Genomic DNA, 24,932 nt, shown 5'->3' with positions numbered 1-24,932 from the left:
CGCCCCACCCCCACCTCCCACGATGGCACGCACCCGCCCACAACACCATCGGAAGACGCCTGCGCCCGTACTCCGCTGAGCCGGGAGGTGCGAGCACGCCAAGGTGCCCGAACCGAACGACGGCCGACCCCGCCATTGCGGAACTTTTCCGTCGCCAGTTGGCTATTTCTTTCCGGAGACGTCGCCTGCAGTCCCCGCCACGACAGAACCACCAACCGAAAGCACCGGCCAAGCAGTCACCCGCGCGCCAGCGCGAACCCACGGGCGCCAGCCCGTACACGCCGGCGCTAGCCGACAGCACCCGGCGTTAGCCGGAGGCTAGAAGTACGGCGCTAAGCCGGGGGTGGGTGGGAGCGCGCGTAGTGGGCGCACCGAGGAGCGGAGCGACGAGAGGGCGGCTGCGTAGCACGCGGGGGCTGCCCGCTGGCTCAGCGGTAGTGAAGTTGTTGGGCTACTTCGGTGGCCCAGTAGGTGAGGATTGTGTCGGCGCCGGCTCGGCGGATTGAGGTGAGGGTTTCGAGGATGGCTTTGTCGCGGTCGATCCAGCCGTTGGCGGCGGCGGCCTCGACCATCGCGTATTCGCCGGAGATGTTGTACGCCGCGACCGGGACCGTGACGTGGTCGCGGATCTGGCGGACGATGTCCAGGTACGGCAGGGCGGGTTTGACCATCACGATGTCGGCGCCCTCGGCGATGTCGAGGTCGACCTCGCGGATCGCGTCGCGGGCGTTCGCGTTGTCCTGCTGGTAGGTCTTGCGGTCGCCGGTCAGCGACGAGTCGACGGCCTCCCGGAACGGGCCGAAGAACGCCGACGCGTACTTCACGGCGTACGCCAGGATCACCGTGTCGATGAAGCCGGCCGCGTCCAGCGCCTTGCGGATGACGCCGACCTGCCCGTCCATCATCCCGGACGGGCCGACGACGTGCGCGCCGGCGGTGGCCTGCGCGACGCCCATCTCGGCGTACAGCGAAAGCGTCGCGTCGTTGTCCACGCGTCCCGCGGAATCCAGTACGCCGCAGTGCCCGTGCGACGTGAACTCGTCCAGGCACAGGTCCGACATCACCAGGAGCGCGTCACCGGCCTCGGACACCGCGTCCCGGATCGCGACGTTCAGGATCCCGTTCGGGTCCAGCGCACCGGACCCGACCTCATCCTTCGACGTCGGTACGCCGAACAGCATCACGCCGCCGAGCCCGAGCTGCGCCGCCTCGGCGATCGCCTTCCGCGCCGTGTCCCGGGTGTGCTGGACGACGCCCGGCATCGACTTGATCGCGATCGGTTCGCGCGCGCCTTCCCGGACGAACATCGGCAGGATCAGCTGCCGCGGCTCCAGCGAGGTCTCCGCGACCAGCCTGCGCACCGCCTCGGACGACCTCAGCCGCCGCGGCCTCACTTCCGGGAATCCAGGCATCGTGTATCAGCTCTTCCGACGAGAACCCGAGCGGCGTTCGGACGGACGGGTGACCGGTTCCCCGGCCTCCACCATGGTGTCACGCCGATCCGCACCGAACCGGGCGAGGGCGTCGGCCAGTTCCTCGACGGACGGCGTCTCGGCCATCGCGTCGACCCGCAGGCCGTGCTCCTCGGCGGTCTTCAGCGTCGCCGGGCCGATCACGCCGATCACCGTCGACGCGTGCGGCTTGCCGGCGATGCCCACCAGGTTGCGCACCGTCGAGGACGAGGTGAACACGACCGCGTCGAACTTGCCGGACTTGATCGCCTCGCGGGTCGGCGCGGGCGGCGGAGCGGCCCGGACGGTCCGGTACGCCGTGACGTCGTCGACCTCCCAGCCGAGATCGGTCAGGCCCGCGACGAGCGTCTCGGTGGCGATGTCCGCGCGCGGCAGGAACACCCGGTTGATCGGGTCCAGCACCTCGTCGAACGGCGGCCAGTCCTCGACCAGCCCGGCGGCCGACTGCTCACCGGACGGGACCAGGTCCGGACGGATGCCCCAGGCGCCGATCGCCTCGGCGGTCTTGTCGCCGACCGCCGCGATCTTCAGCCCGGAGAACGCCCGCGCGTCCAGCCCGTACTCGTCGAACTTCTCCCGGACCGCCTTCACCGCGTTGACCGAGGTGAACGCGACCCATTCGTAGCGCCCCTCGACCAGACCGCGGATCGCCTTGTCCATCTGCTGCGGGTTGCGCGGCGGCTCGACCGAGATCGTCGGGACCTCTTCGGGCATCGCGCCGTACCGCCGGAGCCGGTCCATCAGCGGCCCGGCCTGGTCCTTGGTCCGCGGGACCAGGATCCGCCAGCCGAACAGCGGCTTGGTCTCGAACCAGGACAGCGCCTCGCGCTGCTCGACGACCGAGCCGACCACGATCACGGCCTCGCCGGTCACCTTCGCGGCCCGCAGGTCGGTGACGATCGTCTCGAGCGTCCCCACCACGCTGGTCTGCGAGGTCGTCGTACCGCAAACCGTCGCCGCGACCGGGGTGGCCGCGTCGAAGCCCGCCTCGACCAGCGAGCCGACGGTCTCCTTCAGCACCTCGGAGGCGTTCAGCAGGACGAGCGTCTGCTTCGGCTGCAGGCGGGTCAGGTCGAGCTTGTTCTCGGCGAGGTCGACGACGGTGACCTCGCGGTCGCCCTTCATGGTCAGCGGGATCCCGGCGTACGTCGGAACCGCGCTCACCTCGCTGACGCCCGGCACCACGTTGAACCCGATGCCCGCCTTCTTGCACGCGGCCGCCTCCTCGGCGCCGCTGGAGAAGGTGAACGGGTCGCCGGTCAGCAGCCGGACCACGTTCGCCGCGGACTTGGCCGTCTTCACCACCAGGCGGGCCCGGGCCGCGACCCGCAGCGCCCGGCTGCCCTCGGCGCCGGAGCCGTCCACGACCTCGACGCCCGGCCTGCAGTAGGTCAGGAACGCGTCGTGCTCGGGGCCCTCGACAACGACCGCGTCGGCGTTCGCGAGTACGTCGCGGCCCGCCAGCGTCAGCAGCGCCGGGTCACCGGGGCCGACACCGACGAATGTCACGTGGCCGAGCGGTTTGGTCTGCTTGGCGGTACTGGTCGCGGCCTTCTGAGGTACCGCGGTAGCGGCTGTCTTCGCGCTCACGTCTGCCTTCGCCCTCGTCGTTTTCCTGCTCGTCCTGTGGGCCGTGCTCTGGGCCTTCTTGTGGGCCGTGGTGCTCGTGCCCTGTGCCGGTGTCATGTTCGCTCCAGCAACTCGTTCGCCAGCGTCTTGCCCAGAGACACCGGATCGTCCACCGGCCCGTTCGCGGAGAGCCGTCGTACGCCGTCGTCCTGCCCGAGCGCGCCCCGCAGCCAGAGCTCGGGGCCGTCCTCACCCTCGACCACCTCGGCGAGCGCGCCGACCGGAGCCGTGCACCCTGCCTCCAGCGTCGCCATCAGTTGCCGTTCCGCCGTCACCGCCGCGCGGGTCGCCGGGTCCTCCAGCGGGGCCAGCGCGGCCAGTACGTCGGTGTCGTCCGCGCGGCACTCGATGCCCAGGGCACCTTGTCCCGGCGCGGGCAGCATCTGGATCGGGTCCAGCGTCTCGGTCACCTCGTCGAGCCGTCCCAGCCGGGACAAGCCTGCCCTCGCGAGCACCACGGCGTCCAACTTGCCGTCGGTGACCAAGCCGATCCGGGTGTCCACGTTGCCGCGGATCCCGGTGCACTCGACGCCCAGGCCGAGCGCGTCGAGCTGCGCGACGCGCCGTGCGGCGCCGGTGCCGATCAGGGCGCCGTGCGGCAGTTCGCCGAGCGTCAGGCCGTCGCGGGCGACGAGAACGTCGCGCGGGTCCTCACGGACCGGGATGGCGCCGATCGTCACGCCGTCGAGCGGCATCGTCGGCAGGTCCTTCAACGAGTGCACGGCGATGTCGATCTCGCCGGCCAGCAGCGCGTCGCGCAGTGCGCTGACGAAGATGCCGGTGCCGCCGATCTGCTCGACCGGTGCGCGGTTCACGTCGCCGGTGGTCGTGATCAGGACGAGCTCGACCTCGTGCCCGAGCGCGCGCAGTTGGTCGGCCACGATGGTCGACTGCGCGGTCGCCAGCTTGGAGCGGCGCGTGCCGAGGCGGATCATCGCTGACCTCCGCTCTGCCGCGCGGCGTCGGCCGGCGTCTGGCTCGTCTCTTCCGGATCCTTGGCGGCGGTCACCGCGTCCACGGTCGCCTGGTCGAGCGCGAACAGTTGCCGCAGCGCGTCGGCGTACGTCGGTCCGCCGGGATCGCCGCCGAGCTCCTTCACCCGAACCGTCGGGTTGTGCAGCACCTTGTCGACGACGCGGCGGATGGTCCGCTCGACCTCGTGCCGCTGGTGCTCGTCGAGCTCGGGCAGCCGGCGCTCGAGGCGGGCCAGCTCCGAGTCGACCAGCGAACTCGCCATCGCCCGCAGCGCGACCACGGTCGGCGCCACCGAAGCGGCCCGGCGCGTCGCCTCGAACGAACCGGTCTCCTCGCCGACGATCCGGCGTACCTCGTCGATGTCGGCCTGGCTGCCGCCCGCCGTACCGATCAGGTCGGCCAGCGTGATCAGCGTGACGCCGGCGATCCGGGCCGCCTCGGGAGCGACGTCCCGCGGCAGCGCCACGTCGAGGACGCCGAGCGGGCGCCCGTCCGTCGCGTCGCGGATCATCTCGGCGGTCAGTACGACGCCGCGTGCGCCGGTGCAGGACACGACCAGGTCGGCGTCCTTCAGCGCGACCGGTACGTCGGCCAGGCGAATCGCCGTACCGCTGATCCGGTCCGCGAGGGCGACCGCGCGGTCGTAGTTGCGGTTGGCAACGGTCACGCTCTGGGCGCCGCCAGCGGCCAGTGTCTGCGCGGCCAGGGAGGCCATCGAGCCGGCGCCGACGATCAACGCCCGGCGACCTTCGAACCCACCGACCGCATCCAGACCGGCCGAGACGACAGAGCGGCCGGCCGAGTCGATCCCGGTCTCGGTGCGGGCCCGCTTGCCGACCCGCAACGCGTGCTGGAACAGGGCGTTCAGGTCGGTGCCGACGGTCTCCAGGTCCTGGCCGACGCGCAGCGTCTCCTTCACCTGGCCGAGGATCTGGCTCTCGCCGACGACCATCGAGTCCAGCCCGACCGCGACCTGGAACAGGTGCGCGACCGCGCCTTCCTCGAAGTGCACGTAGAGGTGCTCGGCCAGATCCAGCAGCGGTACGCCGGTGACGTCGGACAGGATCGCGGTGACCTCGTCCATCCCGGCGTGGAACCGGTCCACGGTCGCGTAGACCTCGGTCCGGTTGCAGGTGGCAAGCACCGCGGACTCCGCGACGGCCGCGGAGTTCCGCACCGCCAGGGCCAGCTTGGTCGCCGCGTCCGCGTCGAGCGCGACCCGCTCGAGGACGTCGATGGCAGCGGAACGGTGACTGATGCCGACCACTAGATAACTCATGCGCCGACACCTCCCCCGACACTCGGGAGATCGGGCAGACCGTTCATCGCTGGTAGTTCGGGCACCTGGGGGAGCGCCGCCTCTCCGGACTTTCGTTGTTCGTGGTACGCCAGGATCTGCAGCTCGATCGAGAGGTCCACCTTGCGGATGTCGACGCCGTCGGGCACGGACAGCACCACGGGCGCGAAGTTCAGGATGCTGGTCACGCCGGCGGCGACCAGCCGGTCGCAGACGTCCTGCGCGGGACCGGCGGGGGTGGTGATGACCCCGATCGAGACCCGGTCGGCCTCGACGATCTCCTCGAGCTGCGCGAAGTCGCGGACCTCCATGTCGCCGATCCGCTCGCCGACCAGGTTCGGGTCGGCGTCCAGCAGGGCGACGATCCGGAAGCCGCGGGTGCCGAAGCCCGAGTAGTTCGCCAGCGCGTGGCCCAGGTTTCCGATCCCGACGATGACCACGGCCCAGTCCTGGGTGACGCCGATCTCGCGGGCGATCTGGTACCGCAGGTACTCCACGTCGTACCCGACGCCGCGGGTGCCGTAGGAGCCCAGGTACGAGAGGTCCTTGCGGAGCTTGGCGGAGTTGACGCCGGCCGCGGTCGCCAGGTCCTCGCTCGACGCGGTCGCGATGCCACTGTCCGAGAGCGCGGTCAGGGCCCGCAGGTAGACCGGCAAGCGCGCGACAGTCGCCTCGGGGATGCCGCGTTCGGTTCTCGTCGGCGGGCCGGGGCGACGGCTGCTGGCACGCGTCACAATTCTCCTGGGAGCGGTTGGTTCACCGCGGTCTGACGGCCGGCGGCTCTCTTACTCTAGGAGCTTGTGAACGTGAGAACAAAATCGGCGGGAGTGACCTAGGAGACAGCCCTACCTCATCAGGGCCTTTCGCAGTCTGGCGGGGTCGACCCGCCAGAAGTCGTGTTGCTTGCCGTCCACGAACGTGACCGGGATCTGTTCGCCGTACTGCGTGAACAACCGGTCGTCCTGTGTGACGTCGACCTCGGACCAGTCGGCGCCCACCTCGGCGCAGACCGCCCGGATGACCTCCCGGGCGTCGTCGCACAGGTGACAGCCGGGCTTGCCGTACATCGTCACCCGGCTCATCCCCGCAGCCGGCCCTTCGCGACCTTGCCGGTGACCGAGTGCGGCAGGTAGTCCACGACCTCGATCTCGACCGGGCACTTGAACCGCGCCAGCCGGCCCTCGGCGTACTCGCGGACCGCGGCCACGTCGACCGATGCGTCCGGCAACGGCACCACGAAGGCCTTGACCGCCTCGCCGGTCTCCTCGGACGGTACGCCGATGACCGCGGCCTCCCGTACGCCGGGAGCGCCGACCAGCACGTCCTCGACCTCGCTCGGGAAGACGTTGAAACCGGACACGATGATCAGCTCGCGCAGGCGGTCGACCAGGAACAGGTCGCCATCCGGGTCCAGGAATCCGACGTCGCCGGTCCGGTACCAGCCCTCGGCGTCGGGACCGTCGACGGCGTCCGGCCAGTACCCGGAGAAGAGGTTGCCGCCGCGGATCAGGATCTCGCCGGGGTCGTCGCCCTCGACGTCCTCGCCCTGCTCGTCGGCGATCCGGACCTCGACATTCGGCAGCGGGCGGCCGACCGAGCCGGGCTTCGGCTCAGCCTCGCCCAGGGTCGTCGTGACACCCGGGGACGCCTCGGTCAGGCCGTACCCCTGATGGACGTGCAGCCCGGCGGCCTGCTCGAAGCGGTCCGCGAGCGCGCGATCCAGCGTGGACGCGCCGGTCAGCACGACCTTGACGGTCTTCAGCGCGTCCCGCAGATCGGAGCGAGTCAGCAGTGCATGCAGTGCGGGCGGAGCGAGCGGCAGCCGCGTCACGCCGTACCGGCGGACCAGGTCGAGGGTCTCCTCGGGGTCGAAACGCTGCTCGACGACGAGCGCGGCGCCGGTGGCGACCGCCCAGCCGAGGACCGCGTTCAGGCCGAACGCATGGAACATCGGGAGCACCCCGAGCACCGTGTCCTCGGGCCCCATCCGGTCCTCGCCGAGCTCGCTGAGGTTCCGCACATTCGCCGCGAGCGCCCGATGGGTGAGCATCGCGGCGCGCGGATCTCCACTGGTTCCGGACGTGTAGAGCAGCACCGCGAGCGTCTCGGGATCCTTCGCCGGCGGTAACGGAGCGTCACCCTGGAGCTCGTCGGGCGCCACCGTGCGGACGCCCTCGAACCGGTCCGCGAGGCCCGGTCCGGCGATCGCCAGCCGGGCTCCGGAGTGCGCCGTGACGGCCGCCAGCTCGGGTTTGGTGAGCCCGGTGTTCAGCGGTACGGCGACCAGCCCGGCCCGGAGAACGCCCAGGTAGGACGTGACGAACTCGATGCTGTTGGCCACCAGGAGCAGTACCCGGTACCCGGGCACGAGACCGGCCGCGGCGAGTCCCTGCGCGGTCCGGTCCACGGCCTGGTCGAGCTCGCTCCAGGTCAGCCGCCGATCCCCGTCGACCAGCGCGGGACGCTCGCCGTGCCGTTGCGCTGTGTCACGAAGAATGTCCGCGAAATTCACGTTCACCAGGCGAGTCTGTCACGGCCGGGATTCGCTCCGGGACCAACCGTCTTTCACAGAACGGTTGCAGCAGAGCGTAACCACCGATATACAGGTGACTTCGCGAGCGCGCTTCTGCTGAACCTCACACTGCAGAAACCCGCCCGCGGCGGGGACCTTCATGCGCAACGCACCACCCCCGACAGCAGGCTGCTCCGTACCGCGGACGCAGTCCGCTGGCGCATTCGTGACCATCGGACCGGACGGAAGGCGGCACGCTCCAGCCTGTTGACAGCACGTATCTGAGCAGTAACGTTCAGTGCTGTCCCAGTCGCTGTGGCCATTCGCGGATGTGTCGAACGACGTGTCAGTTGAACGGGGAGAACACTTGACCACGCCGGAGCCAAGCCCGGACGGGATGAGACGTGCGGAGCTCGTCGATCGCGCCCAGGCCGGGGACGTCGGTGCCTTCGGTGAGCTGTACGACGAGTACTCGCTCACCGTCTATCGCTACATCTACGCCCGGGTGTCGTCGTCGGCACTCGCCGAGGACCTGACCAGCGAGACCTTCGTCCGGGCGCTCCGCGCGCTGGACTCGTTCCGCTGGCAGGGCCGGGACTTCGGAGCCTGGCTGGTGACGATCGCCCGGAACCTGATCACCGACCACTACAAGTCGGGCCGGGTCCGGCTCGAGGTGGTCACCGACGAGATTGAGACCCACGACCGGCAGACCGAAGGACCGGAGATCGACGTGCTGGCCGCGGCCACCGCCGAGGTGCTCCGGGACGCGGTCGCCGGCCTGCCCGACGAGCAGCGCGACTGCCTGACGATGCGGTTCTTCGCGGGTCTGTCGATCGCCGAAACGGCCAAGGCGCTGGAGAAATCCGAGGGCGCCGTCAAGCAACTGCAACTGAGGGCCGTACGGCACTTGGCGAAGGTTATCCCCAAGGACTTGAGATGAGGCGGATGACAACGAACGTCTTTCGTAACCCGTCAGGGAGTTACCTCGTTTGCCTGGTGAGGACCTGTCGGTGACCCCGACTGGCCATTGAGGAGAACGAGAACTCATGAGTGACCTACACAGGGCTCGAGCGCGCGCGGAGGCATTCGCGCACGCCGTCGATCACGGGCCCCGTCACTCCACGCGACTGGGCGATGACCCCGAGTTACTGGAAGCTGTGGAGCTCGTCGGACGGCTGAGGACCGCCGGCGCAGTTGCACCGCGACCGGAGTTCAGTGCCGAACTGCGGCACCGCCTGTTGGAGCAGGCGGCGGCGCGGGCGGCGACCACTGCGACTCCGTTGACGGTGCACACGGCACCAGACGACTCGGACGACCCGCCGGGTAGCGAGGACGTTGGCGCGTCCGTGACAGATATCCGTCGTCGCCAGGGCCGGAGGATCCGGCTCGTGGCCAGCACCGCCGCGCTGGTGCTGCTCGGAGGTGGCATCGGTTCCGCCGCCGCCGCTCAGCAGGCCATGCCCGGCGACACCTTGTACGGAATGAAGCGCAGTATCGAGAACGTGGCGACCAACGTCGGGGTCGGCGACGACTCCCGCGGCCGGCGCGATCTCGAGCACGCGATGACCCGTTTGTCCGAAGTCCAGGAGCTGGCCGGCAACGGCGGCTCGGTGGGCACGATCAACGCGACGCTGGACGACTTCTCGGCGCAGGCCCGCAAGGGCGTGTCCAGGCTGCTCGCGTCGTACCAGCAGAACGGCGACGAGAGTTCGATCACCGCGATCACGTCCTTCGTCACCAGCGCCCGCCAGGCTCTGGTGGGGGCGACGCCGAAACTCCCGCCGGAGTCGTTGAAGTCCGGGGTCGAGGCTCTGGCCACGATCGAGCAGCTGACGCAACTCACCAAGGCCGCGTGCCCGAAGTGTGCTGCGCCGAAGCCGGCCGGCGCGCCGAGCACCGGTACGAACAACAACAACCAGCCGAATCGCACCAGCCCCGGCACCGGCTCCGAGTCGAGCAACCCGGTCAAGGCGTCGTCGAGCCCCAAGGCGTCGTCGACGATCCCGACCCCGGTCGACTCCGCCAGTGTGCAACCGAGCACGTCGGTGCCGACCAAGCTGCCGAACACGACCATCGTGGAGGAGTCCACCGCTCCGCCACCGACCAGCCTGAAGACACCACCTGTGCCGTCGTCGTCAAACTCGCCGATTGCGACGCCCACCGTGCTGCCGTCAACGCTGAACCCGACCACGCCGGCCTGGCCGTGGCCGTTCCCGACAACACCACTGATCAACCTGCCCGGAGTCATCCAGACGCTCTTCCCACCCTGGAAGTAGCAGACCCCGAGCAACCCACAGCCCCCGGCACAGCACCACGTGCCGGGGGCTGTGTCGTGTCCGGCGGCGCGTCAGAAGAAGACGCTGCGGCGTTGCATGAGGAGGGTGTAGAGGGTCTGCTGGATGGTTTCGCGGACCTGGTCGGTGACGTTGAAGACCAGCATCGGGTCGTCGGCGGCGCCGTCGGCGAAATCGTCTGTGCGGATCGGTTCGCCGAACTCGATCAGCCACTTGGACGGCAGCGGGATCAGGCCGAGCGGCCCCAGCAGCGGGAAGAACGGCGTGATCGGGATGTACGGGACGCCCAGCAGCCGCGCCAGCGACGCGATGTTGCCGACCAGCGGATAGATCTCCTCGGCGCCCACGATCGAGCACGGAACGATCGGTACGCCGGTCCGCATCGCGGCGCTGACGAACCCGCCGCGCCCGAAGCGCTGCAGCTTGTACCGCTCGGCGAACGGCTTCCCGAGCCCCTTGAAACCCTCCGGCCAGACGCCGACCAGGTTCCCCTGCCGGAGCAGCCGCTCGGCGTCGTCGTTGTTCGCGAGCGTGGCACCGCCCTTGCGGGACAGTTCGCCGACGAACGGCGTCTGGAACACCAGGTCCGCGGCGAGCGTGCGCAGCGGCCGGCCGGTGTGGTCCGCGACCACCACCTGCGTGACGAGCCCGTCGAGCGGCATTGTGCCGGAGTGGTTCGCGACGATCAGGGCGCTGCCGTCGGACGGGATGTTCTCGATCCCGCGGACCTCGACCCGGAACCACTTCTCCACCATCGGCCGCAGCATCGGCAGCAGCACCTGGTCGGTCAGGTCGGAGTCGTACCCGAACTCGTCGAGCTCGTACTCACCGGTCAGCCGCCGGCGCAGGAACGCCAGCCACTCCGCGACCCGCCGCTCCCCGTCCTCCCCGAACAACTGCCGCACAGCCCGCTCGAGCCCTCCGAAGTCGAACGGCGGCAACTCCGGCCCCTCAACATCTGGCACGACACCCAGCCCGTCGTCCCCCGCACTCGCTGAGCCGCGCGGCTCACCCACCCGCCCCCGCCCTCCGGCTGACGTGTCGGCGGGTTCGTCGCCGGTGCTCTTGTTCTTCTTGCTTTGTCCCACGAGGGCACGGGCCGCAGCCGAAGGCGTCGTACGCCGTCCGCTCCCCCGCCCCGGCCGGCCACCGGAGCCGATGGGGATCACGTCCGCGTCAGCCACGCAACGCCCCCAGACCCGCCGTGAGCAGACTGGACACGCGCGTCATCGCGCCGGTCCCGAGCGATCGCCGGAAGTCGTCGAACGCCTCCGCGGTCGAGTACTTCGGCTCGAACCCGAACTCGGTCCGCATCCGCGTCGTGTCCACGCCCCGCCCGTAGGTCAAGAAGGAGATCTGGTCCGGCGAGAAGTCCGCCAGCCGGGCTCGCCGTACGGCGGCCGCGGTGCTGGACGCGGTGAACGAAGGCACCCGCAGCGTCGGCCGGCCGAGGCGGCGGATCGCCTGGGACAGCGACAGGACACCGTCACCGGCCAGGTTGAAGGTGCCGGGAAGGTCGTTGACGGTCGCGTGATGGATCGCCTCGACGCCGTCGTCCTCGTGCAGGAACTGCAGGCGGGCGTCGAACCCGAACACCGTCGGTACGACGGGCATCGCGAAGTAGCGCGTGATCGGGGAATCGGTCTTGGGGCCGATCCAGTTCGCCATCCGGAGCGTGCTGACGCAGACGTCGGGGCGGCGCCGGGCGAACCCGCGCACGTACCCCTCGACCTCGACGGCGTCCTTGCTCAGCCCGTGGTGATGGATCGCCCGCGGCGCCATCTCCTCGGTGAACATCGCCGGATCGCGCGCGCCCGCGCCGTACACCGTGGTGGACGACTTCACCACCAGCTTGGCCACGCCGGGCGCCTTCTGGCAGGCGGCAAGCAGCTGCATGGTGCCGATGACGTTGATCTCTTTCATCGACGACCGGCCGCCGGCGCTGCCGGGGGTGGCGACCACGCCGGTGTGGACGACCGTGTCCACGTCCTCGGCGGCGATCACCTTGGCGATCACCGGGTTGCGGATATCGGCCCGGACGAACCGGACCCGCCCGAGTTCCGCGCGCGGCGGAACCACGTCGACACCGAGAACGGTGCCGATCGACGGGTCGTCAGCCAGTCTGCGGGCACAGCGAGCACCGGCGTCCCTCGAGACGCCGGTCACCATCACTACCTGTGCCACGAGCAACCCCCAGCCGGACCGGGCGCGGCAGACAGTATCTGCCGGCTACTTGCCGAGCTTGCGGCGCTGCACCCGCGTCTTCTTCAGCAGCTTGCGGTGCTTCTTCTTCGCCATACGCTTACGGCGCTTCTTGATTACGGAACCCACGTCTGACCATCCAAACTCAAAGAGAACGTCGGCAAAGCTTACCCGTAGGTCACTGTCCCGACCTAAAGCAGGCTCCTTGGGTAGGCTGGGAGCTCACCTGGGGAGGCTGGATGCGAGCTCGGTACGACGGTCTGGCGGAGTGGTACGACGAGCGGTTCGTGGAGGACGCGGAGACGCACCAGCCAGGTCTGCTGGACCTGCTCGGTCGCGGATCCGGGGCGTGTCTGGACATCGGCTGCGGCACCGGGCGGAACTTCGCGACCATCCGCGCCAGCGGGCGTACCCCCGTCGGGCTGGACTTCTCCATCGACCAGCTCGGCCGCGCCCGGTCCCGCACCGACGGCCCGCTGCTGCACGGCGACGCCGCGGCGCTGCCGTTCGCGGACGAGTCGTTCGGCACCGCGATCTCGATGTGGATCTCGACCGATGTGGACGACTTCGGCGCGGTCCTGCGCGAGGCGGCCCGGGTGCTCCGGCCCGGCGGGGTGTTCGTCGCGTACGGCGTCCATCCGTGCTTCAACGGACCGCACGTCGTCTACGAGGACGACGGTCGCCGGACCGTCTATCAGACGTACCGTCAGTCGGGCTGGCACACCGATCTGCCGTGGTGGGCCGAGGATGGGATCCGCAGCCGGATCGGCATGAACCACGTCACGCTGGCCGGCTACCTGAACGCCATCATCAGCAGCGGCCTGGTCACCGAGCACTTCGACGAACCCGCGGGACACGACATCCCGCACGCGCTCGCCTTCCGCGCCCGCAAGCCCTAGCCCCGCGCGTCACGCGGCCTTGCGGACGGCGATCGGGACGACCGGCTTGGTGAGGACGGCCAGGTGCGGGGCGGCGGTCTTCGTGCTGGAGCTCGCGTACGCGGCGGGGGTGAAGGCGACGGCCGCGAGCCCCAGGGTCGCAATGGTGCCTACGGCAACGGTCTTGACGATTCGGATCGGCATCGGAAGCCTCCTTCAGGTTGGTGATCCCATCCTGATCGCCCGGCCTGCAACGGTCCTGCCAGATTCCTGGGAGCCGGCTGGGAGCGCGAGGTAGCGTAAGGAAATGGCCTACGTGGTGTTTCTCGGCGGACTCGCCGTGGTGCTCGCGGGGCTGACGTGGTTTGCCTCGTGGGCGAAGCGTCGCGGGCGCGGATCGGGGGTGGCGGGCGCTCTGGCGGCGTACGACGAGGCGTACCGGACGACGGCGCACCAGTCGCACTACGAACTGCGGCAACAAGCTGATCGGAAGTCCGAGAGCGGCTCGCCCGACGAGCTCTAGTAGGCCCTGGGTCCGACGGACCTGGGGCCGATGTGGTCCCGGCCGGAGTCGCGTTGGCTTGGGGACATGCTTTCGATTCATGAGCTCACCAAGCGACGCGGGTCGCGGGAGATACTGTCCGGCCTCAGCTTCGAGGCCCGGCCGGGGCGGGTGACAGCGTTCCTCGGGCCCAACGGCGCCGGGAAGACCTCGACGTTGCGCATCTTGCTCGGCCTGGATTCGGCCACCTCGGGTACGGCGCTGATCGACGGCGTACCGTTCGCGCGGCTGAAGGATCCACTGACGAAGGTCGGCGCGCTCCTCGACGGCTCCGGCGCACACCGGTCCCGGACCGCGCGCGCCCACCTGCGCTGGATCGCAGCGGCCGGCGGGATCCCACCGGCGCGGGTGGCGGAGGTGCTCGGGGTGGTCGGGCTCACCGACGACGCGCGCCGCCGCGTGCGGAGCTACTCACTCGGCATGAGCCGCCGGCTCGGACTGGCCGCCGCGCTGCTCGGTGACCCGGAGATCCTGGTGCTCGACGAGCCGGTGAACGGCCTGGACCCGGAGGGCATCCGCTGGATCAGGACGTTCCTGCGCGAGCGGGCCGAGACCGGGCGGACGGTGCTGTTGTCGAGTCACTTCCTCGGCGAGGTCGCCGAGACCGTCGACGACGCGGTCGTCATCCACCAAGGCCAGATAGTTGCCCAGGGCACGTTGTCCGAGGTGGTCGGCGAGCACGGAACCATCGAGGACGCGTACTTCGCCCTCACCGGCGCACCCCGCGGAGGCCTGCGGTGAAGCTGATCCACGCCGAGCTGCTCAAACTCGCCTCGCTGCCTGCGGCCTGGATCGCGGCCGGCCTCGCCACGATCCTGCCCGCCGGGGTGGCCGTCCTGAATTCGCGCAGTCAGGTGAGCCGGGGCCCGGATGCGGGGTTCCAGGATCTGGCGCCGGGTGTCATCGGGGCGATAGTCATCGGAGTGGTCGCGGTGAGCAGCGAGTACCTGGTGGAAGGCGCCGAGTCCGGCGGCGGGCGGCAGATCACGACCAGCCTGACCGCCGTCGCCTCGCGGGCCCGGTTCCTGCTGGCGAAGGCGGTCGCTGTGACCGTCACGGTCGCGCTGTTCGCTCTGCTCAGCTCGGCGATCACGCTGACCGCCACCTCGCTCAGCGACGCGACGGTCTCGATCGGTACGTCGGACCTGCCCCGCGTCGCCGGAGTCACGGCGTACTGGATCATGACGGCGCTCCTCGCGTCCGGATTCACCTTGGTCACGCGGAGCGGCATCGTCCCGCTCACCTTCTGCATCGTGAACATGTCGGTCGTCTCCGTCAGCTTCCTCCTGACCAAGCTGACGAGCTGGGCGAACTACCTCCCGGACCTGGCCGGCATGCACCTGTTCCTCCGCGACCTCGACCGGTCGGCCGACATCGCACCGCTGACCGGCGGTTTGGTGATGGGGCTGTGGGTCGTGGTGGTCGCGGGGATCGGCTTCACGGTGTTCAGAAGGCGCGACGCGTGAGACCGCGCAGCGACACCAGGATCCTGACGGATGCGTTCCGGGCCGAGCTTCTGAAGCTCGTCACGCTGCCGGCGATCCAGTACACCGTCCTCGGAATCTGGGCGGTCACAGCGCTGATCACGGTCGCGCTCGTCAACGCCGGACAGGACAACACCGACGTACTGTCCGGCCCGGTGCCGGCGGGGTTCGTCGTACTCGGCTTGCTGTCGATGACCTCGGAGTACCAGGGTGGACAGATCAGGACGACGCTGGTCGCCGTACCTCAGCGGATCACGGCGTACGTCGCCAAACTCGTCGTGCTCATGGTCGTCACGGGGCCCGTCGCCGCAGCGACAGTTGCCGTCAACGCTCTCGTCGGCGGGCGCGCGGACGCCCGGGCGATCGGCTACCTCACCGTCACGGCGCTCATCGCGCAGGCGGTGGGCGCCCTGTTCCGGCGGACCGTACCGGCGTTGGTCGGTCTGCTCACGTACTACTTCATCATCGGTCCGTTGGTGCGGGATCGATCGTTCGCGGAGTACCTTCCCGACGGCACGAACTGGGTGGCGCTGTCGGTCTGGGTGGTTGGTGTCACCGCGTTGGCGCTCGCGGCCTTTCACACCCGAGATGCTTAGAGGTAGTTGGCGATCGGGCCCAGAGTGAGCAGACCGCTGCCGGCCGCGTGTTCGCCGGCAGCCGGTGCCAGTGCGGCTTGGGCCTTTGCCAGCAGCTCGGGGTCCTGTGTGCTGTGCGCGGTCAAGGCCCAGTGCGCCTCGAAGAGCAGGCCAGGCGGCGGATCCGGCGATCCGTGCACCCACGGGGCGTGCGGTCCGTAGTCAGCGGCCGGGATCGGGTCGCCATGGCGTACAGCGTGCGCGGCCAACGCCAGCGGGAGGAGACCCGCGCTCAGGCCGGGCATGCCCGCGTCGTCGAGTAGGGCGGCTGCGGCGCGGTACGACTCGGGGGTGTCGTCGCGGAGAGCGGCGTACCAGCGGGTGAAGACGGCGACGAGCGGGAGTTCGTGCCGGGCGGCCAGTGCGTCGGCTGCTGCGGCGCGTTCGTCGGCGGCGGTGTGGTCGGCTCGTGCGCAGGCGGATTGCAGCCGGATCAGGTGGCCGAGAACCTCGTAGGTGAAGAGGTTGTGGCGTTGCGAGAGGGTGACGAGTTCGGCGCCGATCTTGTCGCGTTCTGGTGCGAGGCCGGCGCGGTGGCAGGTCTGCATGAAGACGGCGTTCAGCGTGAACGCCAGCAGCGCGGGATCGTCGAGGCCGCGCGCTAGTTGCTCGGCCTCGAGCGCCGCCTCCCGTGCTCGGGGTGAACGGGAGCCTCGGGACTCGAGCGCGATCGTGGCGAGCAGTCGTGCGCGGATGCTCGCGTGGTCCTGGGTCGGCAGTGCGCGTTCGGCGGCGGCCACGACGGCCGCCGCCTGCGCCTCGTCGTCGGAGCGGGTCCAGATCGCTGGTACGTCGTACGCGCCGATCACGCGGGCGGTGAGGTCGTGATCGCCGAGCTCCTCGGCCGCCGCGATCGCCGCAAGCCGATGCCGCCGAGCCGCCTCCAGTCCCCCGCCGCCAGTCACCGCGAGATTGCGCAGCAGCCCAACAGTCGACTCAATCCGAGCCCGAGTCCCACCAACAGCCCGGTCATACGCCACAGCCGTCTCCGCCCACACACCACCACCGCCCAAGACCAAGCTCTCGGCTGGGTTGAGGTGTGGGGCCTGGGTGAGGATGTCGGTTTCTAGGTGGGTGAGGGCGGGGCCGGGGTCGATGCCTAGGTGGCCTGCCAGGGTTTCGCGGGCGCGGCGTAGTACGGCGAGGGCGTCGCCTTGGCGCTCGCTTTGGTACAGCGCGAGCGCCAGGAGTCGCCAGGCGTCCTCGCGCCACGGGTGCTCGGTGACATGTGCGTCGAGGTCCGGCACCGCCTCCGCCGCGAGGCCCAGCTCCAGGCGCGTCTCCGCAATCTGCTCCACCGCGTGCAGCCGCAACTCGGTGAGCCGCGCACGCTCAGCCAGCGCCCACGGTTCGTCCACAAACTCGGCGAACGCCGGCCCACGCCACAACCCCACCCCGTCCAAGAGGTCCCGCAACCGTCCCTCGGGAGGACCCGGCGTTCGTACTGCTCTCTCGAAGTGGTAGGCGTCGATGTTTGTTGTTTTCAAGGCGTAGCCGGGACCTGAGGTCACCAGCAACTGGGCTGGGGCGCGTGGGGCGCGGTCTGGTTCGATCGCTCGTCGTAGTGCGGCCACGAACGTCCGCACCGCACTCAACGCGCCCGCCGGCGGATCGATCCACAAGTCATCCACCAGCACCTGCGCGGGCACGACCCGGCCCCGCGCCACGATCAGCCGCGCCAGCACCGCCCGATGCCGCGGGCCCCGAAGATCAACCGGTGCCCGGTCAACGGTTTCACCCTTCCAGGCCACCACCGGTCCCAGTACGCCGAACTCCACTCGGTCACGGTAGCGCTCATTCGATGCTCATCCGGATCGGCCAGGCTGGGAGCCATGGAGATTGAAGGCTTTGAGTACCGGCGGGTGCCCGGTGCGGATGGTGTGGTGCTGAATGTTGCTGTTGGCGGCTCGGGGACGCCGGTGGTGCTGTTGCACGGGTTTCCGCAGACGCACGTGATGTGGCGGTGGGTTGCGGCTGAGCTGGCGGTGGATCACACCGTGATCTGTCCGGATCTTCGCGGGTACGGCGCGAGCGACAAGCCGGCCGACGGGTATGCGAAACGGAGCATGGCGGCGGATGTTGTCGCGGTGGCGGCTGCGTTGGGGCATGCGCAATTCGCGTTGGTCGGGCACGATCGGGGTGCGTTGGTCGCGTTCCGCGCTGGTCTCGATCATCCCGACGTGGTGACACATCTGATGTGCCTGGACGTGCTGCCGACGCTCGACATGTGGGATGTGATGCACGGAACGACCGCGGCCGTCGGCTTCCACCTGTACCTGATGGCGCAGACGGCCGGGCTCCCGGAGCGGATGATCGCCGCCAGCTCGGACGAGTTCTTCGGGTATTTCCTTGATCTGTGGGCGAATGATCCCTCGGCGATCCCGTCGGACGTCCGTGCGGCGTACCTGGAGGCCTGTCGCCTGGCGGTGCCGTCGATCGTCGCGGACTACCGCGCCTCGGCGACCGTCGACGTCACGCACGACGAGGAAGATCTTGCCCGGGGCAACAAGTTGCGGATGCCGGTGACGGTGATCCAGCAGGACTGGGGCGCCGCGCTCGGCTTCGACGCCGCGGCCCGCTGGAAGACCTGGGCCCCTGATCTCCACCATCAAACCACCACCTCCGGACACTTCATGGCCGAGCAAAACCCCACCGAAATCACCACAGCCATCCACAAACTCCTCACCCGCTAAGAGATCAGCCCGATCCGCCGGTACTTGCCTCCCGCCGTTGGGTAGGCGGGTGCCGCGTGTGACGCGGGCTCGGCGGGCGCGGGCGCGAACCTTGGCGCGGTTGCCATCGAGCACCAACGGCGGCGGCCCCGGCCTCGAGGAACAGCGTTGCGTGAACCGCGACGAGGTCGGGGAGCTTTTACCGCCCGGTTCGGGAAGGAATCCTCCCCAACCCCGGCACCGGGACGCCCGTGGCGCGCCGGACGGATCGGTCGACGCGCCGCCCGGCCGCAGGCGGGAGCCGCGCGTGACATACACGGGAGCCGCGCGTGGCGGGAACCACGACGAGGTTGGGGAGGATTTACCGCCCGATTCGGGAAGAAATCCTCCCCAACCCCGGCACCGGAACACCCGTGGCGCGACAGGCGGATCGGACGACGCGCCGCGCATGACGCAGGCGGGAGCCGCGCGTGACATACACGGGAGCTGCGCGTGACGTACGCGGGAGCCGCGCGGGGCGTGGAGCGCGATGAGGTTGGGGAGGTTTTACCGCCCGGTTCGGGAAGAAATCCTCCCCAACCCGGACGCCCGTGGCGCGCCGGGCGGCTCGGTCGATGCGCCGCGCCTGACGTAGGCGGGAGCCGCACGTGAAGTAGGCAGGAACCGCGGGTGACATACACGAGAGCTGCGCGTGACGTAGGCGGGAGCCGCGCGTGACGTAGGCGGGAGCTGCGCGTGGGGTGGGCTGCGGCGAGGTTGGGGAGGATTTGCTGCCTGGTTCGGGAAGGAATCCTCCCCGGCCCGGGGTCCGGGGCGTCCGCGGTGCGTCGTGCGGGTCGGTTGGCGGAGTCGGGACTGTGGTCACCATCCATGACGTGATGCGCCAACTGCTTGGCGGCTAGGTGGTGAGGTAGGTGGTTGATTCGGCGAGGGCGGTGAGGGCTGCGGGTAGGTGCGGGCTTGTCAGTCGGCCGTCTTGTTTGGCCGGCAGGCCTCCGACCAGGACTGTGTCGACGTTGCCTGGGTGGGCTGCGGTGACGACTGTTGCGATCGGGTCGTGGAGGCCGCCTGACAGGTTGATGTCTGTGGTGCGGAGGAGGATGACGTCGGCCTTGTTGCCGACGGCAAGGGAGCCCACGTCGGGGAGGCCTAGCGCTCTAGCTCCGCCGTGGGTCGCCAGCTGCAGGACCTCGGCGGCCGTGAAGGACTCGTAGCCGAGCGACAGGACCTCGTGCATGGCGCGGAACATGTCGCCGCCGGCCGTGGTCACGACGTCGATGCCGAGGCTGAACGGAATCCCCGCCTCGCGAAGCCGGCCGGACAGCTGAGGGCCCATCTGCATCCGGGCCTCGACCGTCGGCGTGACCGACACGGCCGCGCCGGTCTCGGCGATCACCTTCAGCTCGGAGTCGGTCAGGTTGTTGCCGTGCACGTACAACGTGGTCGGCCGCGCCAGCCCGGCATCCCGCAGCCGGGTGATCGGGTCGGGGGTCTGCGACGTGCTGCTGACGTGCACGACCACCGGCACCCCGAGCGAGTCGGCCAGCTCCCAGTCCGCGCGGACTGTCTCGAACGGTGCGTACGCCGGACCGATCGCCGCGACCGCCAGCTCGAGCCGCTCGGACCGGCGCGCCATGATCCGGCGCATCTCCCCGGCGTCGACCGCGGCACCACCCAGCGGCGACGGACCGAACCCGAAGACGGCCCGGATCCCGCTGTTCTCCAACGCGTCCAGCGCCGCGTCGGCCTGATCGGGGGAACGTTGCACATGGGAGTAGTCCTGCACCGTGGTGATCCCCGCGTCCAGGCACTCCAGCGCGCCGGCCAGGGTGCCCGCCGCAACATCCGCCGCGCGGAACCTCGCCCCGTAACCACTCAGCACGCGCTCGAAGTACACCCCGAGCCCCGCGTCGAGGGTGATCCCGCGCAACGCGGTCTGCCACAGGTGCCGATGCGTGTCGACGAACCCGGGCAGCACGATCCGCTCCCGCGCGTCGATCACCTCGGCGTCCGCGGTCAACCCGGCACCGACCGCCGCGATCCGCCCGTCCTCGATCAGTACGTCGGTGTCGCGCCGTACGACGACCTCCGGGAAGGTGTCGATCACCGTCCCGCCCTTGAGCAACAACCTCACGTCGATCTCCCTCAAACCAGAATGCTCAGTAGAAAGCTTTGAAGAAAGCTATCATCAAAGGCAGATAGGCTGTCAACCGTGACCGACGACCCTGTGGACCGGCTGATCTCGTCCTGGGAACACGAGCTGCCCGAGGTGCTGTATCCGACCAGCGAGCTGACGAAGCGGCTCATACTGCTGGCCGGCGAGCTGAACGCGGCGACGCGGCGGGTGCTGCGCGACCTGGAGCTGACGATGGCCGAGTTCGACGTGCTCGTCTCGCTCCGCCGGTCAGGTGCGCCGTACCGCCAGAAGCCGTCGGACCTGGTCCGGAGCCTGCTGCTGTCCTCGGGCGGGACCAGCAACGTGACGAATCAGCTGGTCCGCCGCGGGCTGGCCGTCCGCGAGTCCGATCCGGCCGACGGGCGCGGGACGCAGATCCGTCTGACCCCCGAGGGGATCAGCCTGGCGGAGCAGGCCGTGAAGGCGAGTTCGGCCGCCCACCACGAGCTGTGGGGCGGGCTGCCGCAGGAGACCGTCGCAGAAGCAGCGAAGGCGCTACGGGCGCTGAATAGAACATGACGAAGGGGCCGGTCCTGAAACAGGATCCGGCCCCTCCGGCTTCTCGTGGTTATCCGGCCTGGAAGAAGGCGCCCTTGAGGTAGTCGTGCACGGCGTCCTCAGACACCCGGAACGAACGACCCACCCGCACCGCGGGCAGCTCACCGGAGTGCACCAACCGGTACACCGTCATCTTGGACACGCGCATGGCCGTGGCGACTTCCGCCACGGTCAGGAACTTCACCTCGGCGAGCGGCTGCTCACCACCGGACTTCTTTGATGCCATTGCGCACCGCACTTCCAGCACGGATCGTGCGCCGGCTTCCCCTCCGGCACCTCCGTCCGTGCATGTCACGAGCGTAGTGGCTGTTGGTACGAATGGGAAAGAGGGGGACTCCTGTGACTCAATAGCTTGGATCAAGACCTAACAAAGGGAAGCTGGTGTCGCGGGTGGCCTTGATGGCGCGGTCGAGCCAGGTGTCGGGGTTGTAGCCGTTCGACCAGTCGACGTACGACGCGTCGCGGCCGTCCGTCATGCGCACCGGCGCGACCCGGCCGAACCGCAGCTGGACCTCCTCGCGCCAGGCGTCCGGCACCGGCGTCGAGGGGTCGATCGGGTGGCCGGCCACGATCGCCAGCAGGTGCGTCCAGGCCCGCGGTACGACGTCGATGATCGCGTACCCGCCGCCGCCCGTGGCGACCCATTTCCCGTCGGTCAGCTCGTGCGCGAGGTCGTGCAAGGCCGCGTACGCCGCCCGCTGCCCGTCGATCGTCTTCGTCAGGTGCGCCAGCGGATCCTCGACGTGCGAATCGCACCCGTGCTGCGTGACGAGCACCTGAGGACGGAACGCCTTCACGACATCCGGTACGACGGCGTGGAACGCCCGCAGCCAGCCCGCGTCCCCGGTCCCGGGCGGGAGCGGGACGTTGACCGACGTACCCTCGGCGTCCGGTCCGCCCGTCTCGCCCGCGCTGCCGGTACCTGGGAAGAGCGTGGTCGGCGACTCGTGCAGGCTGACAGTGAGCACGCGCGGGTCGTTGTAGAAGACGGTCTGTACGCCGTCCCCGTGGTGAACGTCCACGTCGACGTACGCGACCCGCTCGGCGCCGTGGTCGAGCAGCCACTGGATCGCGATCGCCGGGTCGTTGTAGACACAGAAACCGCTGGCCTGGTTGGGCATCGCGTGGTGCAGGCCGCCGGCCACGTTCGCGGCGTGCAGGACGTCGCCCTCCCACACGGCGCGGGCCGCCTCGACCGAGGCGCCGGCGATGCGCGCGGAGACCTCGTGCATGTTCGGGAAGCAGTACGTGTCCGACGTACCGAGTCCGTGCGCGGGATCGGCATCGTCGGGGTTCTCGCCGGCGTATTTGACCGCGGCCACATACTCGGCGGTGTGCACGGTCTCGAGCAACGCGTCGTCCGCGGTCGGAGCGGGTACGACCTTGAGCTGGTCGAGGACACCGAACTCCCGGGCGAGCTTGATCGTCAGCTCCACCCGGATCGGACTCATCGGGTGCCCACGGCCGAAGTCGTACGCCGTCAACCCGTCGTCGAAGACCAGCAGCGCCTCACCACTCATGCCCAAGACCATAACTGTCATGACTCCGGAAGGGGTTTCCCGAATCTGACGCTCAGTCGGTAAGCGCCTCGCCGGGCGTGGAAGACGGTCATCGCGACGACTCCCACACCGCCTGCGATCAGCGCCGCCCACGGATGGTCCGCACCATGCGCCGCCGCGAGCAGTACGCCGGCGATCACGAACGCCACCAGGCCGCCGACGGCGTTGTTGGTGGCCGAGTTCCCGGTCAGGTTCGGGAACTCGCGCCCCGTGATGCCGGTGACGAAGTGCGGGATGCCGTTCGTCCCCATCAGGCCGGCCAGAAAGGCCAGCAGGATCGCCTGGATCATCGGTCCTCCTCATTTCGGTCTACAGATGTTGACTGAACGATAACAGCATCGAGTCAACATGCGTAGACTGACGACGGTGAATACCAGGGTGGAACAGCGGCGGCGGACGGAGGACCGGATCCTGACCGCGGCCCGGCAACTGTTCGGGGAGCAAGGCTTCGACCGGACCACGATCCGGGCGATCGCGACCCGGGCCGGGAGCGATCCCGGGCTCGTGATGCGGTACTTCGGGTCCAAGGAGAAGCTGTTCGCGCAGGCGGCCGCGATCCCCGCGGACGGAGCGATCGAAGGCTCACCGGAGCAGATCGCGGAGCAACTCGCTGCCGCGCTGACCGCGAAACTCGCCGACGAGCCGGCCGCGGCGCTCGCCGCACTGCGCGCGATGTTCACGCATCCGGAGGCAGCGGAAGAGGTCCGGGCCGCGATGACAGCGCAGCAGCGACAGGTTGCGGCGCAGTTGTCCGGGGACGACGCGCTGGTGCGGTCCGGCGTCATCGGCGCGCTCACGCTCGGATTGGTGATTTCGCGGCACCTGGTACGGCTGGACGGACTGGACGCGTCCCCCGAGGAGCTGATGGCCGTCGCCGGGCCGCTGCTCGAGAAGCTGACGACGGGCTGACCGCGGCCGGAGCCAGAACCCAACGGGCGGCGCGACACCCCTCCCAGGTCGCGCCGGCCCGTCAGTGGTCCAACAGTCGATTCATCGGTCGCGGACTGCAAAGCGTTACAGAAATTGCAGTGTTTGACAGATCAGCCGCAATTTTTGGCCCGATCGTGCCGCCGGCCGACTGCGGACAGTGAGATCGGGACTTGCGAGGACGGGCGCGGGCGGCCAGAGTTCTCCGGTGAGGCAAATGAAACCGAACCGGCGGCAGATCTTTACGGTAGGAGCCGCGGCCGCGGCTGCCGCCACGGTCGCCGCCTCGACCGAAACCGCATCCGCCGCGCCCGCGTCCACGGCGTCGGCCAAGTCCATAGAGTCCACGGAGTTCGCCGTGACGACGTCGTCGTCCACCGGCCCCTACGGCTCCGGCGTGCTCGGCTCCTGGGCCGGCGCGCAGCGCGCCATCTCGACGCCGACGCAGATCCAGCACACCAAGGCCGCCAACGGCGTCTTCATGTTCGGCGACAGCATCTCCGTCCAGGACGGCAAGGCGCTGGCGATCCGCCTGCAGAACCGGGACGGCAGTCCGCTCGCCGTGCACAACTGGTCCAGCCGGCCCACGTCCGGTGCCGTCGACGCGTTGCAGCAGTGGGCGTCGACGTACGGCCTGCCGCGGCGGATCCTGATGGCCAGCGGGTCCAACGACATCTTCGACCCGCCGAAGTTCGCGGCCCAGGTCGCCCGGGCGATCAGCATCGTCGGCCCGAACCGGACGCTCTACTGGGTCAACATCCAGGTCGTCCGCAAGAGCGTGACCTCGACCGTGCAGCTCGCCGACCAGCGCAACAGCTCGTGGCTCAACATGCAGCTGTACGACCAGCAGGAGAAGTACGCGAACCTGCGGATCATCCGCTGGGCCGAATGGCTCTGGGTGAAGCCGTACCGGCTGACCAACTACCTGCGCGACGGCGTCCACCCGACGGTCCCGCTGGGCCAGGACGCCCGGAACGAGCTGATCGTCCAGTCGCTGGTATCCTGACGAACGTGAACACGAACTTGCAGCTGTGGTGGGCCGCCTAGGGCGGTCCACCCGGCGTGTTCGCACGCAGCCACCACGGCCGCCTCACCGAGGC

Annotated in this window: 27 protein-coding genes; 11 read left to right on the top strand and 16 right to left on the bottom strand. The window is 69.5% G+C overall.

The annotated features are described in order from the left end of the window. Positions 1-428 precede the first annotated feature (428 nt). The 7 genes from hemB to E0H92_RS05940 all read right to left on the bottom strand — a co-directional run bounded on the left by hemB (position 429) and on the right by E0H92_RS05940 (position 7,891). Positions 429-1,412 carry a porphobilinogen synthase gene (hemB, locus tag E0H92_RS05970; RefSeq protein WP_131495614.1) on the bottom strand — a complete coding sequence of 328 codons (984 nt, stop codon included), beginning with the start codon at positions 1,410-1,412 and terminating at the stop codon, positions 429-431. Between the two features lie 6 nt (positions 1,413-1,418). After that, positions 1,419-3,158 (bottom strand): bifunctional uroporphyrinogen-III C-methyltransferase/uroporphyrinogen-III synthase, encoded by a 1,740-nt coding sequence (locus E0H92_RS05965; protein WP_131495613.1) that lies wholly within the window; start codon positions 3,156-3,158, stop codon positions 1,419-1,421. Then, on the bottom strand, positions 3,155-4,036 hold the full coding sequence (gene hemC / locus E0H92_RS05960; RefSeq protein WP_131468904.1) for a hydroxymethylbilane synthase: 882 nt from the start codon (positions 4,034-4,036) through the stop codon (positions 3,155-3,157). Before hemC ends, E0H92_RS05965 begins: the two co-directional genes overlap by 4 nt. Then, on the bottom strand, positions 4,033-5,355 hold the full coding sequence (locus tag E0H92_RS05955) for a glutamyl-tRNA reductase (RefSeq protein ID WP_131495612.1): 1,323 nt from the start codon (positions 5,353-5,355) through the stop codon (positions 4,033-4,035). The genes hemC and E0H92_RS05955 overlap by 4 nt, the downstream gene beginning before the upstream one ends. Beyond that, on the bottom strand, positions 5,352-6,107 hold the full coding sequence (locus E0H92_RS05950; protein WP_131286806.1) for a redox-sensing transcriptional repressor Rex: 756 nt from the start codon (positions 6,105-6,107) through the stop codon (positions 5,352-5,354). Before E0H92_RS05950 ends, E0H92_RS05955 begins: the two co-directional genes overlap by 4 nt. A gap of 111 nt (positions 6,108-6,218) precedes the next feature. Next, a complete protein-coding gene (locus tag E0H92_RS05945) occupies positions 6,219-6,455 on the bottom strand; it encodes a glutaredoxin family protein (protein WP_131495611.1) in 237 nt (78 codons plus the stop codon). Further along, a complete protein-coding gene (locus E0H92_RS05940) occupies positions 6,452-7,891 on the bottom strand; it encodes a class I adenylate-forming enzyme family protein (RefSeq protein ID WP_131468898.1) in 1,440 nt (479 codons plus the stop codon). The genes E0H92_RS05945 and E0H92_RS05940 overlap by 4 nt, the downstream gene beginning before the upstream one ends. Before the next feature lie 391 nt (positions 7,892-8,282). On the opposite strand from E0H92_RS05940, the gene E0H92_RS05935 reads away from it, so the two are divergent. Then, the gene (locus E0H92_RS05935) at positions 8,283-8,825 is read left to right on the top strand and encodes a sigma-70 family RNA polymerase sigma factor (RefSeq protein ID WP_130384882.1); all 543 of its coding nucleotides are present in this window, start codon (positions 8,283-8,285) and stop codon (positions 8,823-8,825) included. 448 nt (positions 8,826-9,273) lie between these two features. Continuing rightward, the gene (locus E0H92_RS05930; protein ID WP_238153504.1) at positions 9,274-10,161 is read left to right on the top strand and encodes a DUF5667 domain-containing protein; all 888 of its coding nucleotides are present in this window, start codon (positions 9,274-9,276) and stop codon (positions 10,159-10,161) included. A gap of 71 nt (positions 10,162-10,232) precedes the next feature. On the opposite strand, the gene E0H92_RS05925 is transcribed toward E0H92_RS05930, so the two are convergent. From E0H92_RS05925 to E0H92_RS05915, 3 genes are read right to left on the bottom strand one after another with little or no spacing between them, the layout of a single operon-like run. Next, positions 10,233-11,363, bottom strand: coding sequence for a lysophospholipid acyltransferase family protein (locus E0H92_RS05925; protein ID WP_131465268.1), 1,131 nt, complete (start codon positions 11,361-11,363; stop codon positions 10,233-10,235). Further along, positions 11,356-12,348 (bottom strand): NAD-dependent epimerase/dehydratase family protein, encoded by a 993-nt coding sequence (locus E0H92_RS05920; protein ID WP_131465355.1) that lies wholly within the window; start codon positions 12,346-12,348, stop codon positions 11,356-11,358. Before E0H92_RS05920 ends, E0H92_RS05925 begins: the two co-directional genes overlap by 8 nt. A gap of 60 nt (positions 12,349-12,408) precedes the next feature. Beyond that, positions 12,409-12,510, bottom strand: a complete 102-nt coding sequence (locus E0H92_RS05915) for a 30S ribosomal protein bS22 (RefSeq protein ID WP_008356322.1) — start codon at positions 12,508-12,510, stop codon at positions 12,409-12,411. A 110-nt stretch (positions 12,511-12,620) separates the two neighbouring features. On the opposite strand from E0H92_RS05915, the gene E0H92_RS05910 reads away from it, so the two are divergent. Beyond that, positions 12,621-13,280, top strand: a complete 660-nt coding sequence (locus tag E0H92_RS05910; protein WP_131495610.1) for a class I SAM-dependent methyltransferase — start codon at positions 12,621-12,623, stop codon at positions 13,278-13,280. 9 nt (positions 13,281-13,289) lie between these two features. Here the strand turns inward: E0H92_RS05910 and E0H92_RS44035 are convergent, their stop codons facing one another. Beyond that, entirely contained in the window at positions 13,290-13,463 is a 174-nt protein-coding gene (locus E0H92_RS44035; RefSeq protein ID WP_165549702.1) for a hypothetical protein, read from the bottom strand. Positions 13,464-13,566: 103 nt separating this feature from the next. On the opposite strand from E0H92_RS44035, the gene E0H92_RS05905 reads away from it, so the two are divergent. The 4 genes from E0H92_RS05905 to E0H92_RS05890 all read left to right on the top strand — a co-directional run bounded on the left by E0H92_RS05905 (position 13,567) and on the right by E0H92_RS05890 (position 15,901). Then, positions 13,567-13,782 (top strand): hypothetical protein, encoded by a 216-nt coding sequence (locus E0H92_RS05905; RefSeq protein ID WP_131495609.1) that lies wholly within the window; start codon positions 13,567-13,569, stop codon positions 13,780-13,782. Between the two features lie 66 nt (positions 13,783-13,848). Beyond that, positions 13,849-14,562: an ABC transporter ATP-binding protein gene (locus tag E0H92_RS05900; protein WP_131465262.1), complete on the top strand. Its 714-nt coding sequence runs from the start codon at positions 13,849-13,851 to the stop codon at positions 14,560-14,562. Continuing rightward, complete coding sequence (locus tag E0H92_RS05895) at positions 14,559-15,287, top strand: ABC transporter permease (RefSeq protein ID WP_131495608.1); 729 nt, start codon at positions 14,559-14,561, stop codon at positions 15,285-15,287. The genes E0H92_RS05900 and E0H92_RS05895 overlap by 4 nt, the downstream gene beginning before the upstream one ends. Continuing rightward, positions 15,284-15,901, top strand: coding sequence for a hypothetical protein (locus E0H92_RS05890; protein ID WP_131495607.1), 618 nt, complete (start codon positions 15,284-15,286; stop codon positions 15,899-15,901). Before E0H92_RS05895 ends, E0H92_RS05890 begins: the two co-directional genes overlap by 4 nt. On the opposite strand, the gene E0H92_RS05885 is transcribed toward E0H92_RS05890, so the two are convergent. Continuing rightward, a complete protein-coding gene (locus tag E0H92_RS05885; protein ID WP_131495606.1) occupies positions 15,898-17,718 on the bottom strand; it encodes an AfsR/SARP family transcriptional regulator in 1,821 nt (606 codons plus the stop codon). The two genes, E0H92_RS05890 and E0H92_RS05885, sit on opposite strands and share 4 nt — an antisense overlap. 54 nt (positions 17,719-17,772) lie before the next feature. On the opposite strand from E0H92_RS05885, the gene E0H92_RS05880 reads away from it, so the two are divergent. Continuing rightward, the gene (locus E0H92_RS05880) at positions 17,773-18,633 is read left to right on the top strand and encodes an alpha/beta fold hydrolase (protein WP_131495605.1); all 861 of its coding nucleotides are present in this window, start codon (positions 17,773-17,775) and stop codon (positions 18,631-18,633) included. A gap of 877 nt (positions 18,634-19,510) precedes the next feature. Here the strand turns inward: E0H92_RS05880 and E0H92_RS05875 are convergent. After that, the gene (locus tag E0H92_RS05875) at positions 19,511-20,746 is read right to left on the bottom strand and encodes an amidohydrolase family protein (protein ID WP_238173325.1); all 1,236 of its coding nucleotides are present in this window, start codon (positions 20,744-20,746) and stop codon (positions 19,511-19,513) included. A gap of 78 nt (positions 20,747-20,824) precedes the next feature. Between E0H92_RS05875 and E0H92_RS05870 the strand changes: the two genes are divergently transcribed. After that, on the top strand, positions 20,825-21,307 hold the full coding sequence (locus E0H92_RS05870; RefSeq protein ID WP_131465252.1) for a MarR family winged helix-turn-helix transcriptional regulator: 483 nt from the start codon (positions 20,825-20,827) through the stop codon (positions 21,305-21,307). Between the two features lie 49 nt (positions 21,308-21,356). Here the strand turns inward: E0H92_RS05870 and E0H92_RS05865 are convergent, their stop codons facing one another. From E0H92_RS05865 to E0H92_RS05855, 3 genes are all read right to left on the bottom strand, one after another. Then, positions 21,357-21,572: a helix-turn-helix domain-containing protein gene (locus E0H92_RS05865; protein WP_012923942.1), complete on the bottom strand. Its 216-nt coding sequence runs from the start codon at positions 21,570-21,572 to the stop codon at positions 21,357-21,359. A 118-nt stretch (positions 21,573-21,690) separates the two neighbouring features. Next, positions 21,691-22,866 (bottom strand): acetoin utilization protein AcuC, encoded by a 1,176-nt coding sequence (locus tag E0H92_RS05860; RefSeq protein ID WP_131465250.1) that lies wholly within the window; start codon positions 22,864-22,866, stop codon positions 21,691-21,693. Between the two features lie 17 nt (positions 22,867-22,883). Next, entirely contained in the window at positions 22,884-23,195 is a 312-nt protein-coding gene (locus tag E0H92_RS05855; RefSeq protein ID WP_131465248.1) for a hypothetical protein, read from the bottom strand. 76 nt (positions 23,196-23,271) lie between these two features. Between E0H92_RS05855 and E0H92_RS05850 the strand changes: the two genes are divergently transcribed. Both E0H92_RS05850 and E0H92_RS05845 read left to right on the top strand, forming a co-directional pair. Next, a complete protein-coding gene (locus tag E0H92_RS05850) occupies positions 23,272-23,814 on the top strand; it encodes a TetR/AcrR family transcriptional regulator (protein ID WP_202873524.1) in 543 nt (180 codons plus the stop codon). A 235-nt stretch (positions 23,815-24,049) separates the two neighbouring features. Then, positions 24,050-24,838 carry an SGNH/GDSL hydrolase family protein gene (locus E0H92_RS05845; RefSeq protein ID WP_238173407.1) on the top strand — a complete coding sequence of 263 codons (789 nt, stop codon included), beginning with the start codon at positions 24,050-24,052 and terminating at the stop codon, positions 24,836-24,838. The last annotated feature ends 94 nt before the right edge of the window (positions 24,839-24,932 follow it).

The organism is Kribbella speibonae (genome assembly GCF_004331375.1).
GTDB classification, from domain to species: Bacteria; Actinomycetota; Actinomycetes; order Propionibacteriales; family Kribbellaceae; genus Kribbella; species Kribbella sindirgiensis.
Note: the sequence above shows the minus strand (reverse complement) of the source record. Positions and strands in the feature narration are given on the sequence as shown.